The 16,136-nt window shown below is 36.0% G+C and carries 15 protein-coding genes; all 15 read left to right on the top strand.

Going from position 1 to position 16,136, the window contains the following annotated elements:
* Positions 1 to 41: 41 nt before the first annotated feature.
* The 15 genes from SJY44_RS00260 to SJY44_RS00190 all read left to right on the top strand — a co-directional run bounded on the left by SJY44_RS00260 (position 42) and on the right by SJY44_RS00190 (position 16,008).
* Complete coding sequence (locus tag SJY44_RS00260; protein WP_396590783.1) at positions 42 to 584, top strand: heme NO-binding domain-containing protein; 543 nt, start codon at positions 42 to 44, stop codon at positions 582 to 584.
* Positions 538 to 2,943 carry a PAS domain S-box protein gene (locus SJY44_RS00255; RefSeq protein ID WP_396590782.1) on the top strand — a complete coding sequence of 802 codons (2,406 nt, stop codon included), beginning with the start codon at positions 538 to 540 and terminating at the stop codon, positions 2,941 to 2,943. The genes SJY44_RS00260 and SJY44_RS00255 overlap by 47 nt, the downstream gene beginning before the upstream one ends.
* Before the next feature lie 12 nt (positions 2,944 to 2,955).
* Positions 2,956 to 4,083, top strand: coding sequence for an FIST N-terminal domain-containing protein (locus tag SJY44_RS00250; protein WP_298929790.1), 1,128 nt, complete (start codon positions 2,956 to 2,958; stop codon positions 4,081 to 4,083).
* The gene (locus SJY44_RS00245; RefSeq protein ID WP_396590781.1) at positions 4,084 to 5,157 is read left to right on the top strand and encodes an ATP-binding protein; all 1,074 of its coding nucleotides are present in this window, start codon (positions 4,084 to 4,086) and stop codon (positions 5,155 to 5,157) included.
* Complete coding sequence (locus SJY44_RS00240; RefSeq protein WP_396590780.1) at positions 5,135 to 5,458, top strand: Hpt domain-containing protein; 324 nt, start codon at positions 5,135 to 5,137, stop codon at positions 5,456 to 5,458. Before SJY44_RS00245 ends, SJY44_RS00240 begins: the two co-directional genes overlap by 23 nt.
* Before the next feature lies 1 nt (position 5,459).
* Positions 5,460 to 6,170 carry a LytTR family DNA-binding domain-containing protein gene (locus SJY44_RS00235; RefSeq protein WP_298929782.1) on the top strand — a complete coding sequence of 237 codons (711 nt, stop codon included), beginning with the start codon at positions 5,460 to 5,462 and terminating at the stop codon, positions 6,168 to 6,170.
* 105 nt (positions 6,171 to 6,275) lie between these two features.
* Positions 6,276 to 6,578: an STAS domain-containing protein gene (locus SJY44_RS00230; RefSeq protein WP_298929778.1), complete on the top strand. Its 303-nt coding sequence runs from the start codon at positions 6,276 to 6,278 to the stop codon at positions 6,576 to 6,578.
* Between the two features lie 27 nt (positions 6,579 to 6,605).
* A complete protein-coding gene (locus SJY44_RS00225; protein ID WP_396590779.1) occupies positions 6,606 to 7,451 on the top strand; it encodes a glycosyltransferase family 2 protein in 846 nt (281 codons plus the stop codon).
* Positions 7,452 to 7,741: 290 nt separating this feature from the next.
* The gene (locus SJY44_RS00220; RefSeq protein ID WP_298929773.1) at positions 7,742 to 8,107 is read left to right on the top strand and encodes a response regulator transcription factor; all 366 of its coding nucleotides are present in this window, start codon (positions 7,742 to 7,744) and stop codon (positions 8,105 to 8,107) included.
* A gap of 5 nt (positions 8,108 to 8,112) precedes the next feature.
* Positions 8,113 to 9,309: a sugar transferase gene (locus SJY44_RS00215; RefSeq protein WP_396590778.1), complete on the top strand. Its 1,197-nt coding sequence runs from the start codon at positions 8,113 to 8,115 to the stop codon at positions 9,307 to 9,309.
* Positions 9,309 to 10,046 carry a TolC family protein gene (locus tag SJY44_RS00210; protein WP_396590777.1) on the top strand — a complete coding sequence of 246 codons (738 nt, stop codon included), beginning with the start codon at positions 9,309 to 9,311 and terminating at the stop codon, positions 10,044 to 10,046. The genes SJY44_RS00215 and SJY44_RS00210 overlap by 1 nt, the downstream gene beginning before the upstream one ends.
* Positions 10,047 to 10,049: 3 nt before the next feature.
* A complete protein-coding gene (locus SJY44_RS00205; protein WP_396590776.1) occupies positions 10,050 to 12,281 on the top strand; it encodes a GumC family protein in 2,232 nt (743 codons plus the stop codon).
* Positions 12,281 to 13,624 (top strand): oligosaccharide flippase family protein, encoded by a 1,344-nt coding sequence (locus tag SJY44_RS00200; protein WP_396590775.1) that lies wholly within the window; start codon positions 12,281 to 12,283, stop codon positions 13,622 to 13,624. The genes SJY44_RS00205 and SJY44_RS00200 overlap by 1 nt, the downstream gene beginning before the upstream one ends.
* A complete protein-coding gene (locus SJY44_RS00195) occupies positions 13,624 to 15,099 on the top strand; it encodes an O-antigen ligase family protein (RefSeq protein ID WP_396590774.1) in 1,476 nt (491 codons plus the stop codon). The genes SJY44_RS00200 and SJY44_RS00195 overlap by 1 nt, the downstream gene beginning before the upstream one ends.
* An 18-nt stretch (positions 15,100 to 15,117) precedes the next feature.
* Complete coding sequence (locus SJY44_RS00190; RefSeq protein WP_396590773.1) at positions 15,118 to 16,008, top strand: glycosyltransferase family 2 protein; 891 nt, start codon at positions 15,118 to 15,120, stop codon at positions 16,006 to 16,008.
* Positions 16,009 to 16,136: the final 128 nt, after the last annotated feature.

Genomic DNA, 16,136 nt, shown 5'->3' with positions numbered 1-16,136 from the left:
GGTAGTACAATTCCTACTTTTAAATCATAATATTCTTTATTATGAAAGGAATTGTTTTTACTGAGTTTATGGAAATGGTCGAGTCTATTTATGGACTAGAGACTGTTGATTCCTTATTGGAAAACTGTGACCTTCCTTCTGGAGGTGCATATACTTCTGTAGGCACTTATGACTTTAACGAGATGGTGAGTTTAATTTCTGAACTCAGCGAAAAAAAGAGTGTTTCCCAAGAAGATTTATTGTATTCCTTTGGGCATCATTTGTTTGTGGGGCTTGTAGATGCCCATCCAGAAGTAGTTTCAAGTTATAGAACACCTATTGGCCTTCTTCACTGTATTGAAGATCATATTCACATACATGTAAAGAAACTCTACCCCGATGCGGAACTTCCTCAATTTAAAATACTTTCAAAAACGGACAATTCACTTGAAATGATCTATAGCTCTTCAAGAGGGCTCTATGCTTTAGCGCACGGGCTTATAGTAAAGACGTTTGAACACTTTGGAAAGTTGGCAAAAGTAGAATATAAACTATTGAATGAAAACGGAACAGAAGTCAAGTTTACTATCCTCCAAAATGGATAGTAACGAAATTCCCATATTAAAAAGAGCTTTGTTACGGGAGAAAAAGGCCCGTAAGACAGCGGAGAGTTTGCTGGAAAACAAAGCAAAGGAACTCTATGATGCCTCTTTGCACCTTAAAGAAGCAAACGGACGCCTAGAGACCTTATTAAATGATGGTGGAACTGCTATAGACAATGCTTTCGTTAACATTATTGATCCTTATGTGGTCATGGATTTGATGTCTAACGTTATCAATATGAATACCTCTGCAAAAGAGTTTTTGGGGTATGATCATACAAAGGAAAAAATCTGTCTTTCAGATATAGTACATCCAGATTATTTGGAATACACTGCAGAATCGTTTCAAACTTTACTGCAAGTAGGAGTTCTAAAAAACTATTCCGCAAAAATTATCACAAAAAATCAAGAAGAGAAGTATGTAAATATAAATGCAAGTCTCATTTATAATGAAAGTGGAAGTCCCATAGCTGCACAAGGAGTGATAAGGGATATTACACAGGAGATTGAGGTAAAACAACTTTTAGAGAAACAAAAAAAGCAGCAAGACATCATTGTGGAGAATTCCTCCTTGGGAATTTTGTTGATTGTGAAGGATAAAATAATAAAGGCCAATAAGTCCTTTATTGAGTTGTTAGGGTACTCAGAAGTTGAGCTTAAAAAATTATCGTTGGATGAGATTTCCTCTTTAGAGGATAGCAATTTGTATGATAACCTCTTGCAAAAGAGTCTAGAAAATGACACAAAGAAATTCTCTATAATTCGCAAATTTCGCAAAAAGAATGGTGATACCCTATATGGAAAAACATCCATGAGTTCACTCTTAGATGGAAAAGGGGATGTGGAATATAATGTGGCAATGATAGAGGACATTACTCAAGAAAAAATTTCTGAAGAAAAACTAAGGGCATCAGAAGAACGGATGACGGACTTGATCAAGAACCTTCAGACAGGTATTTTGTTAGAAGATCAAGAAAGAAAGATTGTCTTGGCCAATCAAAAATTTTGCGACCTTTTTGGGATTGCTGTTTCTCCAGATGCACTTATAGGAATAAATAGCGAACAATCTACACACAAGTATAAAAACATGTTCTTAGAACCAGATGTGGCTTTAGGAAGGATAGACCATGTTATTGATCAAAAAGAAGTGGTTACGGCAGATGAAATGGAACTTCTGGATGGCAGAACATTTGAGCGAGACTATATTCCTTTGTTCAGCAATGGAGAGTACCAAGGTCATCTATGGAGTTATAGTGATGTGACTTTACGAAAGAACTACCGAAAGAATTTGGAAATTCAAAAAGAAAAGTACGGAAGCATTATTGCTAACATGAACCTTGGTCTTGTTGAGGTTGGCAGCGATGGCAATATTTTAATGATCAACCAAAGTTTTAGCGATATGGTAGGGTATTCTGCCAATGAGTTAATCGGAAAAAATGTTTATGAAGCCATTCCCATTATTAGTGATGAAACAGATGATCTAAAGCAACAACACCAGAAGGAAGAAGAAGGAATTTCGGATTCTTATGAGGTAGCCGTAAAAATTGCCAATGGAGAAAAGCGATTTTGGTTGGTCAGTGGCGCTCCAAGATTTGATGATGCCGGAAATGTGATAGGATCCATAGGAATTCATTTGGATATTACTTCTCAGAAACACCTAGAACTTCAAAAAGAAAACCTTTTAAGGGAACTTGAAACAAGTAATAAAGGCTTACAAGAATATGCACATATAGTTTCTCATGATTTAAAATCACCGTTAAGAAGTGTAAGTGCTTTGGCCACTTGGCTTTATGATGATTATAAAGATTCTTTGGATGAAAATGGTCTTTATAATTTGAAGATGATGCAGGAGAAAATTGAGGGAATGGACAAATTAATTAGCGGAATTTTAAAATATTCCACAGTTAATAATGATGTTTTAGATAATACGGAAGTCAACGTAAATGAGGTAATTCATGAAATTAAGGAAATCATTTATATCCCTGAGAATGTTACAATAAAAACCAAAAAGAAATTACCACTTATAAAGGCCGATAAAACCAAAATCCATCAATTGTTCCAGAACTTTTTGAGCAATGCAGTTGTAAATATTGATAAGCCAGATGGATTGGTAGAGATAGATTATAAAGAGCGCTCCACACATTGGGAGTTTAGCGTAAAAGATAATGGAGTGGGAATACCAAAGGAGTACCATGAAAAAATCTTCCAGATTTTTCAATCTATTGGAAACAATGAACGTTCAACGGGAATTGGACTTTCAATAGTTAAAAAGATTATTGATAGATATGAGGGCAAAGTCTGGTTAGAAAGTCAAATAGGAGTAGGAACAACATTCTACTTTTCACTTAAGAAAGATTCTTAAAAACAGAAAATAATGAAGATAAATCAAGCAAAACGATTAAAAGGGGGGGTATGGGAGTTTGCTCAAAATGAACCTTTAAAAGAGCCATTGGTACTAATTTTTGGAGATAGATATTTATTGGAATCCAAAGATTTGTTCAATGAAGTAAAGGAACTCTATCCCAAAGGGCATCTTGTTTTTGGGTCCACTTCCGGAGAGATTATGGAAACTAATGTATATGAAGAAAGCATAACATTAACAGCTATAGAGTTTGAAAAAACCCGCTTTAATATAGTAAGTGAAAACGTTTCAAACCATGGGGATATTGAAAAATTGGGTTTGGCTATTTCAAATAGATTTGACCAAGAACAGCTTAAGCACATGTTCATTGTTTCCGATGGAAGTTTTGTAAATGGAAGCGGTTTAATTGAAGGTTTGGAATCTGTAGAAGGGTTTAATGCCTCCATTACCGGAGGATTATGTGGTGATGGGGCCCGGTTTGAAAAAACATTGACTTCTTACAATGAAAATCCAAAGCAAGGTGAAGTAGTGGCCATCGGTTTTTATGGCGGAGACTTTGAAGTTTCTTATGCAAATTTTGGAGGATGGACACCATTTGGCCCAGAGAGAACTATTACCAAATCTGAAGGAAATGTACTTTTTGAGATTGATGGAAAACCAGCACTGGATCTATATAAAATGTATTTAGGAGATAAGGCCGATGAGCTACCAAAAGCAGCCCTCTTGTATCCATTGACTGTTCAACAGAATGATGAATCCGAACCATTGGTGCGCACTATTCTTAATATAGACGAAGCAGAAAATTCAATGATTTTGGCTGGTGATGTGCCAATGAATGCTAAAGTGCAATTAATGATGTCCACTGTAGATGATATTGCTGAAGGTGCTTCTAATGCTGCAGTGTTGGCCATGAGGGATAGGAAGAATAAACCAGAATTGGCCATATTGGTAAGTTGCGTAGGTCGGAAGTTAGTGTTGGACCAACGAACCGAAGATGAAATTGAAGAGGTGGCCGAAATTATAGGAGACCAGGCAAAAATTACAGGGTTTTACTCCTATGGGGAGATGGCGCCATTTGCAGGAAAAAACGAGTGCCAATTGCACAACCAAACCATGACTCTAACATTACTGAGCGAATAAATGCATTCTCTGCTTAAAAGACAAATAAAGAAATTTTTCCCTAAGGAGTTCATAGAGCACCCAGAAATAGAGGCGTTCTTTAATTCCATTAGCAGATCATATTCAGACTTTGATGAAAAACTAAAAATGATTCAGAGAGCAACATCTTTGAGCTCAGAAGAATTGTACCAGGCCAATCAAAGGTTGCATCAAGAAGCAGAAAGTCAACGAAAAGTATTGGATGCGTTAAGTAAGGCCGTTGCCTCAATGCAGCACAAAACAAGTGATCGCATAAATGGTGTACTGGATTTTAATCCACAAAAATTAGTTGAGGATATAGAAAAGCAGGCGCATAAACTTGTAGAGATAACGGCGGAAAAAGATATGCTCTTGAAAAATCTGGAACAGCAGAATGAGTCATTGAATAATTATGCCCATATGGTTTCACACGATTTAAAATCGCCAATACGAAACGTGCATTCTTTGGTGAGTTGGGTATTCGAGGACGGACAAGATGGGTTTAAAGAAAAAAACGAAGAAAATGTACAGCTCATTTTTCAAAACCTATCTAAAATGGATGGTTTAATTGATGGTATTCTGCGGCATTCAACAATAGACTCTATCCAAGAAAGTGCTGTAATGATAGACCTTAATTTGTTAATTGATGAAATAGGACAAACTGTATTTGTTCCGGAAAATGTCAAGATAAAAAAAGGTAAAAAACTACCTAAACTATATACGGGCAAATACCGAATAGAGCAATTGTTCAAGAATTTAATTACCAATGCAATTACCGCCACGGAAGATAGAAGATATGGACAAGTGATTGTAGATGTAAAAGAAGAAAAGGATGGTTGGCTATTTAGTGTAACGGATAATGGGAAGGGAATTCCCAAACACTTGCAAGCAGGTATTTTTGACATGTTTAAAAAACTTGAAAATAACTCAGGAGCCACAGGAATAGGTCTTGCACTGGTAAAGAAAATTATAAATTATTATAAAGGTGATATCTGGCTCTCATCTGGAGAAGGCATGGGTACCACTTTCTTTTTTACAATAAAAAATGACCATAATGACAGAGAAACCAAATCTTGATTATATAAAGGAAATTTCAGGAGGGAATGAGGAATTTGAAAAGAAATTCTTAACGATTATCCAGACGGAGTTTCCAAAGGAGAAAAACGAATATGTAGAAAATCTAGAGCAAGATAACTTCGAAGAATCTGCAAAGATTGTACATAAGATAAAACACAAACTTGGTATTCTAGGACTTAATAGCGGGTATAAGCTTGCGATTAAATATGAAGAAGACCTAAAGTATGGAGATACAAAGCTCAAAGATGAGTTTTATGAGATTTTAAAATCCATTGAGGAATTTATTTTAAAGATAGCTTAAGATGAGGTGTATTATTGTGGATGATGAGGCAAGTGCAAGAGCCATTGTGGAAGAACTTTGTAAAACCATTCCGGACATGGAGTTGGTAGCGGAGTTTCCAAATGCATTGGAAGCGCTTAAGTTTATTAAACACACCCAGGTAGATTTAATTTTTTTGGATATTCATATGCCCAAGCTCTCTGGGATTGATTTTATAGAAACAGTGAGCAATCCTCCAAAAATTGTGTTGACCACGTCTGACAAAGACTTTGCCATAGAGGCTTATCAATATGAATTTATAGTTGATTATCTGGTTAAGCCAATTTCTTCTGAGCGTTTTCAAAAATGTGCCTCCAAATTGGAAAATACATTTGGTGAAATATCACAGGAACAAACAGAAATAAATACAGTCCAGAACGAAGATGAAGATCTTTATATTAATATAGACCGACGATTGATAAAGCTAAAGTTCAAGGATATCTTGCTAATAGAAGCAAAAGGAGACTATATAGAGATACAAACACAGATTAAAAGGTACAGAGTGCACTCGACACTGAAGAAAATAAAAGAAAAATTACCAGAGTGCAGGTTTCTTCAAATCCATCGTTCGTTCATAATAAATTTCACTCAAATAATCGACATACAAGACAATAGTGTTTTAATAGAAAGAAGTGTTATTCCAATTAGTAGATCTAATAGACCGGAGTTGATGCAGCGATTGAATCTTTTATAAAAGAAAGAAAAATACTACAATTTATATATCATTTTACGTTAATATAATAGACGCTTTGTGAAAATGTTGAACAGATTGGAATTTAATAATTAAATCTTTTAGCCTATGTCATTAGAAATAAGGGAGAGTCGGGGAATCTTTGAAATATTGGGAAAAGTATCTATACAACATGTAAGTGCGTTGAATTCATATTTTGATTCCATCTTGGAACGCAATGAAAATATTGTGGTTAGTTTAGAAAAAGTAACCATGTTGGATTCAGCAGCTGCCCACTTCTTTGAAAAGCTCTATCAGAAATCTGGAAAGCAGAATAAGGTTATCTCTTTAATAGGAAGGCAGAACCAGAGTATTTCAGAAATCATGAATACTACAAAGACCAATTACATTCTCAGTTCTGACCGTGTCTAATCCACACAGCTAAAAAGAGTTCAAAAGATGAAAGTAACAGCTTACAAACCTTACTTTGGAGCAACACCAAAAAGCTTGAACGATGATGATTTTAATAAGCTAACTGCGTATTTTGAGCTGTTGGCTGCTGTTAAAAAACCAACGGTAAGCTTAATTGTACCAATTTACAGAGCAAAGGAAACTTTGGTCGCACATATATATTCTTTGGCCAATCTTAAGACAATTATTCCCTACGAAGTCATTTTTGTAGAAAATAATGCTGATGATGAAAGTTTGTCAATTCTTGAACAATTGGGTGCTAAAGTTGTTAGTGAAAAACAGCAGGGAATAACCTATGCAAGACAAAGAGGATTGGAAGAGGCCAAAGGGCAAATTGTATGTACCATGGATCCAGATTCTATATATGATCCATACTATATAGATAAAATGGCTCTTCCTTTTTTTGTTGACAAAGACCTTGTGCTTTGCTATTCTGTTTCAAAAAGTTACGAAGATGATTTTCAACTTTCTTCCAAAATGAAGTTTCGGAACAAACTGAAAAACATTTATTTCAGATGGAGGCTATCTCAGGATTTCACCACTAAAATTAAACACATAAGGGCAGTTTGCATGGCCATACGGAGAGATTCCATTCTTCCTATTGGATATGAAACGGATCTAAGGGCGGTATCTGGATGTGATGATGGCATGTTGGCCATTAAACTTTATAGTGTTGGAAAATTCAAATATATCCCCATTGATGTCTATACCGCTTTGCCTCCAAAAAGAGAACCTGCAAAGCCATTTCCATTTTGCAATGAAAGGTTTATGCCTGCTAAAAAATCAATGGAAGAAACTTATAAAGAATTAATTACAGAGGAAGTTATACAATAGGTTTCAGAGTACTGTTTCACGTTTTGGCCTTCTAAATCACTTCTTCGTTTTTAATTTCTCTCTTCATACTTAACCAATATAATTTGGTCATGGGCTTGTGTGCCTAAAAGCCTTAAAAACAGCAACTTTTTTTTGGAACCTAACTGAGCATTGCTTGGTAAAATGTTACTATCAATAAACTGCCGCTTACAACATACTACCTTGGTTTTACAACATAGAATTATCATTAAGTAATATTTATCCTACTTTTCAATAATGTTAAGTACTACAAAACTTAAAAAGGAAATACAATGAAAATTTTAGTAGTAGATGATAAACAATCGCTAAGCGAATTGGTATCGCAGTTTTTAGGACAATCTTACAATGTTACTACAATGGAAGATGGTTTGTCCGCATTGTCGTGGATGCAAGAAGGGAATATTCCAGATTTGATCATTACAGATTTGGAAATGCCAAACATGGACGGTTTTGAACTTATCCAAAAGGTTAAAGAAAGCGGATATTTTGCAAACATTCCAATAATTGTGCTGAGCTGCAGGGACAGTAGCGCGGATCGCATTCAATGTTTAAAATTGGGTGCAGATGATTATTTGGTAAAACCATTTAATCCAGAAGAACTGTTAATTAGAGTAGAAAAACTGCTTATACGGGCTTAATAATTATGGAAGTAATATCGGATAAGAAACTTTGTCTTCTCTATGTGGGAACAAATCAAAAAGTGGTGGACCAATTTCTGGACTGCGGCCAAAAAGTAGATTTCCATATTTCGAAGAATTCATTGTTGGCAATAAAATGGTTGGAAGAAAATGAAAATGTAGATGCCATTCTGTGCGAAAAACAAATTCCTGGACAATCTGGTATAGAGTTTCATAAAACTTTGAAAGAAAAGTTCACTGACAATAGTTCCATTCCATTCATTTTAGTGGCTAAGGATAGAAACAAAAATGACTTGTCAGAGGCTGTGAAAAGCGGTATAGATGATTTCTATGTGCAACCACTTTCCATAACAAATATCTTGGATAGAGTTCAATTTTTAAAGGAACTTAAAGTCAATTTAAAAAAGGAGAAAATCGGCCCTCCAAAAGGATCGGATAAAAAATATAGGATCGGTTTTTGGAAACGAACTTTTGATATCACCGTGGCTGGACTTGCATTATTGTTAGGTTCTCCGTTTCTGATATTGTTTATTATCGCTATCAGGTTAGAATCCAAAGGCAAAGTCTACTACATTTCAAAAAGAGTGGGGACAGGGTATAAAATTTTTGACTTCTACAAACTACGCTCCATGTATCCAGATGCTGATAAGCGTCTAAAGGAATTTCAGCATTTAAATCAATATGTGCATGAAGATGTAGAAAAATCCAATGAAGAAAGTACTGGGCAGACATCTGATAAACCGAAAGGGACTGTCCTTTTTGGAGATGATGATGAAGTGGATGAAAATCTTCATAACAACATTCGGAAAGAAAGCGCTAAGAGTGCTTTTGTAAAGTTTGATAACGACCCCAGAATAACCAAAGTGGGTAAGATCATAAGAAAGTTGAGTATTGATGAATTGCCACAATTGATCAATGTTCTAAAAGGAGATATGTCGGTTGTAGGCAATAGACCTCTGCCATTGTATGAAGCTGAAGTGCTGACTACAGATGAATGGACAGATAGGTTTAACGGACCAGCGGGAATAACAGGACTCTGGCAAGTAGAAGCTCGTGGAAGAAGTTCCAAAATGTCTCCAGAAGAGCGCAAAAGCTTGGATGTAAAATATGTAGAATACGCTAATAGTAAATATGCTTTTTTGATTGACATGTGGATAGTACTTAGAACGTTCAAGGCGGTTTTTCAAAAAGAGAATGTATAATGAAGAAATTTTGGGGCTCTTTATTGGTTTTTTTAATACTACAAACAGTAGCGGGTCAATCTATCAATGATTTCATAGACAAAGGACTAAAGGAGAATGACATCAGCAAGAAACTACCTCCAATAGATACACTTGTCCATATGGCCAAGGTTTATTCTCCTTTCGTGAAAGTCACTGTTTCCGAGCAGCAATATAGAGATGGTGTCGTTTCTGCAGAGCAAAGAGCTTGGTTGGAGTACATCAATTTAGAAGCAGGGTATAGCTACGGAATTTTTGATAACCTGAGCAACCAACAAATTGCAGGAGACCCAGGGAGTCAGACCCTATTTTCCACTGAGCAAAGTAGATACAATGTTGGTGTTTCTTTACGATTGCCATTATCTGCAATAGTGAACAGGAGTGCAAGAATAAAAAGTGCTAAGGGCGAAGCTAAAAAAGCACGATTTGAAACCGAAGTTGCCGAAATGGAGTTGGAACAAAAGGTTGTTGAGTTATACAATGATTTGCTCAAAGCCCATCGACTCTTTTTTATCTCAGGGTCTATTGTGGACAACTTCAGAGTCCAATCCATAAGGGCCGAAAAAGATTTTGCAAACGGAGTGATCAACGTTACAGAATATACCCGTTTGCAGCAAATGATGAACCAAGCAACGATGAACTTTGAACTACAGCGTTCAGAATTTATTTCTTCAATAATGGCTTTGGAAAGCATTATAGGAGCAGATTTGAATATTTAAAAAATGAAGTTTAACCTGTTATTTTTTGTTCGTCTTTTACTAAGACATATAGGATTATTGGTAGCAATGCCCATAATTCTAGCTTCTTTGGTGTTTTTCATGACTAAAGGTGAACCTAAGGTTTATAATTCCAAGGCTCGAATTTATACCGGTATTGCTACAGGCTCAAATATAGAACTGGAAAATACCAAAATCGATTTTAGGGCGACCAATACAGCCTATGATAACCTTCTTAATTTAATAAAAGCACGAACCACAATGGAAATTGTTGGTCTAAAGTTGTTTACGCAACATATGGCTTTGGATAGTGCGGATATTAAAATTATTTCTAGAGAGAAATATCAAAACCTAATGGAAGCTGTTCCAGAAGAGGTTAAACAATTGGTGGTGAGAGGTGATGTAGAGAAAACGTATGAAAACTTCATAGCACTTAAAGAATCCAACCATACCAATTTCATTTACAAAATGATCAATTTGGATCATCCAGATTATAGTATAGAGAAGATTTCGGGGAAAGTGGGTATAAGACGGATTTCCAACAGTGATTTTGTGGATATTGATTTTGAGTCTGAAGACCCGGCAATATGTCAAAACACTTTATTGATTCTCTGCGAAGTTTTTGTGCAGTTGAATGCAGATATTAAAGTGAACCAATCTGATGCGGTAGTTAAATATTTTGAAGGCCAGTTGGGAAAATCCACTTTAAGCCTAAGAGGGGCAGAGGATGAACTTTTAAACTTTAATAGGACCAATAACATTATCAACTATTATGAACAGACCAAACATTTAGCTGCGGAGAAGGAAGAATTTGAAATTAAATATTTTGAAGTCCAAAGAAAGTTTCACGCAGCCAAGGCTGTTTTAACAGTATTGGAATCCAAGCTAAAAACCCATGAGAGAAAACGAATTTCCAGTCAAAGCATCATGGGACTTAGAAAGGAACTATCAACCTTGAATTTTGAGGTCTCCATGAAAACATTGGGATTGGAAAAAGATTCTACCCAACTTGAAAAAGATGCTAAAGAAGTTTCTAAGAAAATGCAGCGAATAAGCGCATTGGAGAACAAGCTAGCCTCCCATATTGATACCCTGTACACCACAGATTATGATCCCAAGAGCATTGCATCTACAAGTGTGCTTTCAGACTGGCTGCAGAATACAATAGAGTATGAAGGTTATAATGCACAGCTGAAGGTGATGGAGCAAAAGCGTATGGAGTTTAAAGAATTATACCAAGAGTTTTCTCCGCTTGGAGCAACAATGAAAAGATTAGAGCGTAAAATTGACATTGCTGAGCGGGAGTATTTAAGCTTGCTTCACAGTCTTGGGCTGGCCAAACTTCGTCAACAAAATGTAGAGCTAAAATCCAATATAAAATTAACCGAAGTCCCATTTTTTCCTATTAGCCCAAAACCAAGTAAGCGTATGCTCTTGGTTATTGTTGCAGGTATGGTAGGCTTTGTTTTGGTAGCTGCTACAATACTTGTTCTTGAGCTTTTGGATGGAAACCTTAACACAGCAAAAAGAACGGAGGATAAAATTGAGTTAAATGTGTCCTCTATTTTCCCTGTGATAAGTGAAAAGAATAAAAAATTGGATTACGATTACTTGAAGAACAAAGCAGTAAATGCAATTTCAAGGAACGTAATCCTAAATCAATACAAAAAGGAAAAAGAAAATGAACCGGTAATCAACATGTTGTTTTCTACCCAAGAAAATGAAGGTAAAACCTTCATTTGTAGACATTTGATTTCCAAATTATGTGAGTTGGACTATAAAATACTCCATGTTACCTATGATGAACAAGACCTTGGATTGACCGGAGATTACTATCATAAAATTATCTATACAATAAGCGACAAGCTTTATAAAATTTCAAATGTTCAAGAGTTTGATGTCGACAATACAATTTCAGATTTCAACATTTTTGACTTTGTAATCCTTGAAATCCCAAGCATTATAAAAAACCCGTTCCCCGTAAAACTGGCATCAACTATGGATTATACCTTTTTGGTAACCAGGGCCAATAGAGCTTGGGGTGAAGCTGACAAGAATGCATTGAATTTATTCAAGGAAGCCACAACAGGACCTGAACCTTCAATTATTCTGAATGGAGTAAAGGTGTTGGAAATGGAAACAGTAGTAGGCGATCTCCCTAAGGAAAGATCATTGATTAGAAGTTGGATAAAAAAAATAGTCCAGTTTAGATTTTTCACCAAAGAATCAGTAGCCTAATGTTGGGAAGACTCAAAAACATCAGCAAGGAAAAGAACCTGTCATCATTAATGGCAAACGTAAGTGTTGCCTTTTTAGGATTAGTGAGTTTTATGCTATTGACAAGGCAATTGAGCAAAGAACTATTTGGAGAATGGGTCTTGTTTATAACCTTGGCCACTTTTGTGGACCTTTTACGGTTTGGACTTACTCGTACATCTTCAGTGCGGTTATTGTCAGGGGCAGATGATCAAAAGCAAAAAAATATTCTGGGTTCCACATTTAAAATAAATCTTAAGCTCCTAGGAATATTAACATTTCTCTGTTGGGGAGCCCATGTGGCTCTGCTTATTTTCAATCTAGAAATTAACAACGGATATCGATTGTTCTTGTTTTACTATCCATTTTTGGCCCTTTCCAATTTAAGCTGGAACAATGCCATGTCTTTGTTTCAAGCAGATCAGAATTTTAGACGAATGATGGTGGTAAGATTATCCAATGTTGGACTATTCTGCCTTTTTCTCATTTTAAACCAATGGTGGCTCAAACTTGGTCTTTTAGAAATAGTTTGGGTAAATATTGCAGTTAACGCTGTTTCCGGTATTTGGTGTTCTGCTAAAAATTGGGATGGACTTACCTATTTAAAACATGCTAAAAGAAACGTTGAAAAAGAACTGGTAAATTTTGGTAAATATTCTATGGGAACCCTAATAAGTTCCAGTTTATTGAAGAGCTCAGATACTTTTATCATTGGGATGAGCCCATTTTTAGGCTCAGCAGGTATTGCCATGTATGCCATACCACTAAAATTGACAGACCTTTTGGGAATACCATTGCATAGCTTTGCAATGACCGCCTATCCTAGAATGTCTAAAAAATCAATAGAAGGCGATTTAGGGGGAGTTAAAAAGATTTTTTACTCCTATGTTGGTATTATCACATTGTTGTTTTTTCCGGTGGCACTGGTAAGTTTTGTCTTTGCCGAGTATATGGTCCTATTCTTGGGAGGAAACGAATACATCGACTCACTGCCTTTGCTAACGTTAATCTTCAGAGTATTTACAGTTTACATTATGCTATTGCCCATAGACCGTTTTACAGGAGTCTTGTTGGATAGCATCAATAAACCAAAATTGAATCTTTATAAGGTTTTGGTCATGACATTTGCGAATATTATTCTGAATGTACTAGCAGTTTTTGTGTTTAAAAGTTTGGTGGCTGTTGCAATGGGAACGGTGCTATTTACTGTAATGGGAATATTTCTAGGTTTCTATTATCTGAAAAGGGAGATTCAAATTCAAAGTAGGCAAATAGTTTCTGAAAGTGTTCTGTTCCTAAAAAACCTTAAAACACATTTGGGCTAATGAACACCTTTGAAACCACACAAGGATCAGATTATCTAAAAAAGCCTCTACCAATTTTAATGCTTTTGTCGGTTGTATTGACAACGGCCCATCTCACTGCGACCAAAGGATTGGTAGCAGGTATCGGGGTAATGATAATACCCTTTGCGGTTGTGTATTTGGGAGCTCTTTTTGTAAATCCCAGAATAGGTGTAGTAACGGTTCTTGTCTTCAATTTTTTTGTATTGGGTATTGGTAGATATATTCCAATGACATGGGGATTACTTATGGATGGAGTAATGGTGCTCATGTATTTAGCATTATTCTTTAAGGCCTTCAGAGTAAAAGTGCCATGGAACAGGGCGAGTTCTCAACTTACTATTTTGGCATCTGTTTGGTTTGGCTATGCCATATTTCAAATAGTAAATCCAGAAGCAGTGAGCATTGCAGCATGGTTCTATGCTATGAGGGGGCTATCGCTCTATATGTGGTTATTTATTCCTTTGGTGTTTATCCTATTCAATAAACCAAAAGACCTTCAGTTGTTCTTTGTTATTTGGGGCGTCTTGTCTCTTTTGGCAACAATGAAAGGAATGCAACAATTAATCTTTGGGGTTGACCCTTTTGAACAAGCATGGTTAGATGGCGGTGGTGATGTAACCCATATACTTTTTGGAAAACTTAGAATCTTCTCTTTTTATTCAGATGCGGGCCAGTTCGGTGCCGCACAAGGCCATGCCGGTGTTGTTTTTGGCGTATTGGCCTTATTTGCAAAGAATAGAAAATTTCAGATTTTTTGTGCTGTTGTTTGTCTAGCAGGGCTTTTGGGAATGATGATTTCTGGAACCCGTGGAGCAATTGCCGTCCCGGCAGCAGGAGGAATGATGTTCATAATTATTAGAAAACACATGCCAAGTATTGTACTTGGAATACTGGCAGGAATAAGCATTTTTGTTTTCTTTAAATACACCACTATAGGAAATGATAATGACCAAATACGTAGAATGCGAACCGCTTTTGACCCCAATGATGCATCATTGCAAGTACGATTGGAAAATCAGGCAAAATTAAAAGGATATTTAGATTCCAGACCATTTGGTGGAGGAATAGGTTCCACAGGAAACTGGGGAAAACGCTTTTCTCCAAACACCTTTTTGGCCAATACAGCAACGGATAGTTGGTTTGTCGCTGTTTGGGCAGATACGGGTATTGTTGGTCTTTACCTACATCTTTTCATACTCTTTTTTGTATTGATTACCGGGGCATATAATGTAATGTACAAAATACGGGACGGCTGGCTAAAAGGACAAATTGCTGCTTTGGTGTGTGGTATGTTCGGGATAATGGCAGCTTCCTACGGAAATGGAATTTTTGGGCAATTTCCAACATGTATATTGATGTATGCAGGGATGGTATTTATGTTCATTGCCCCAAAATTGGACAAGAAGATTATGGAGGAAAAAGAAGCCAAATTTGAATTAGAAGCAGCATCATAAGTAATACACAAAACGAACATGAAACCACTTGTATCTATAATAACCATTAACTACAATGAATCTGAAGTGACTTTGGATTTGTTACAATCTATTAGAGGGCTAACATATCCAAATTATGAAGTAATTGTGGTGGACAATGCTTCTCCTAACGATAATCCAGATAGTATTAAAGAGAAATATCCAGAAGTAAACCTTATTAAAAGTAAGGAAAACCTAGGTTTTGCCGGAGGCAATAATCTTGGAGTTAAAAAGGCTAAAGGAGACTATTTACTATTCATAAATAACGATACCATAGTCCCTAAAGATTTTATTGAACCACTTGTAGAAACACTTCAAGAAGACAGAACCATTGGAATGGTGAGTCCAAAAATTAAATTTCACTGGGATCCTACTTTAATACAATATGCAGGCTACACACCAATGAGTCATTGGACCATTCGTAATAACAGTATAGGATACCATCAAAAAGATGATGGGGATTTTGATAGAGCTGGTGAAACACAATCCATTCATGGAGCTGCAATGATGGTTCCCAAAACTGTGGTTGAAAAAGTGGGAATGATGACAGAAATCTATTTCTTGTACTACGAGGAACATGACTGGGCAGAAATGGTAAAAAGAGCAGGCTATAAAATTTACTACCAACCAAAATCTCACATTCTTCATAAAGAATCGGTTTCAACAGGAAAGTTCAGTCCTTTGAAAACCTATTACATTTCAAGAAACAGAATCCTCTTTGCAAGAAGAAACTTTAAGCCATTTCAACTGTTTATCAGTTTATTGTTTCAGTGCTTTGTTTCAATACCTAAAAACACACTGATGTTTATAATAAAAAGAGAGTTTGAACATTTGAGAGCGTTTTGGAGGGCTATTTCATGGAATTTGACAAACAAAACTACCGTTAGTTAGTATCATATAAGACTTTTAGCGTGAACTAGATACATAGTTGTCACCAATTGACAACACGAATCCAGTGCTTTACAACAAATACTTTTCTTTATTATAATGTAGGATAATATTTACAAAATATATTAAAC

Source organism: Allomuricauda sp. R78024, from assembly GCF_044596045.1.
Lineage (GTDB): Bacteria > Bacteroidota > Bacteroidia > Flavobacteriales > Flavobacteriaceae > Flagellimonas.
This window is presented reverse-complemented; position numbering and strand designations above follow the sequence as displayed.

Coding starts and splice junctions, on each gene's coding strand:
- SJY44_RS00210 (WP_396590777.1), top strand. CDS start 9,309: ATGAAGAAATTTTGGGGCTCTTTATTGGTTTTTTTAATACTACAAACA.
- SJY44_RS00205 (WP_396590776.1), top strand. CDS start 10,050: ATGAAGTTTAACCTGTTATTTTTTGTTCGTCTTTTACTAAGACATATA.
- SJY44_RS00190 (WP_396590773.1), top strand. CDS start 15,118: ATGAAACCACTTGTATCTATAATAACCATTAACTACAATGAATCTGAA.
- SJY44_RS00215 (WP_396590778.1), top strand. CDS start 8,113: ATGGAAGTAATATCGGATAAGAAACTTTGTCTTCTCTATGTGGGAACA.
- SJY44_RS00240 (WP_396590780.1), top strand. CDS start 5,135: ATGACAGAGAAACCAAATCTTGATTATATAAAGGAAATTTCAGGAGGG.
- SJY44_RS00260 (WP_396590783.1), top strand. CDS start 42: ATGAAAGGAATTGTTTTTACTGAGTTTATGGAAATGGTCGAGTCTATT.
- SJY44_RS00235 (WP_298929782.1), top strand. CDS start 5,460: ATGAGGTGTATTATTGTGGATGATGAGGCAAGTGCAAGAGCCATTGTG.
- SJY44_RS00200 (WP_396590775.1), top strand. CDS start 12,281: ATGTTGGGAAGACTCAAAAACATCAGCAAGGAAAAGAACCTGTCATCA.
- SJY44_RS00225 (WP_396590779.1), top strand. CDS start 6,606: ATGAAAGTAACAGCTTACAAACCTTACTTTGGAGCAACACCAAAAAGC.
- SJY44_RS00220 (WP_298929773.1), top strand. CDS start 7,742: ATGAAAATTTTAGTAGTAGATGATAAACAATCGCTAAGCGAATTGGTA.
- SJY44_RS00250 (WP_298929790.1), top strand. CDS start 2,956: ATGAAGATAAATCAAGCAAAACGATTAAAAGGGGGGGTATGGGAGTTT.
- SJY44_RS00245 (WP_396590781.1), top strand. CDS start 4,084: ATGCATTCTCTGCTTAAAAGACAAATAAAGAAATTTTTCCCTAAGGAG.
- SJY44_RS00195 (WP_396590774.1), top strand. CDS start 13,624: ATGAACACCTTTGAAACCACACAAGGATCAGATTATCTAAAAAAGCCT.
- SJY44_RS00255 (WP_396590782.1), top strand. CDS start 538: ATGAAAACGGAACAGAAGTCAAGTTTACTATCCTCCAAAATGGATAGT.
- SJY44_RS00230 (WP_298929778.1), top strand. CDS start 6,276: ATGTCATTAGAAATAAGGGAGAGTCGGGGAATCTTTGAAATATTGGGA.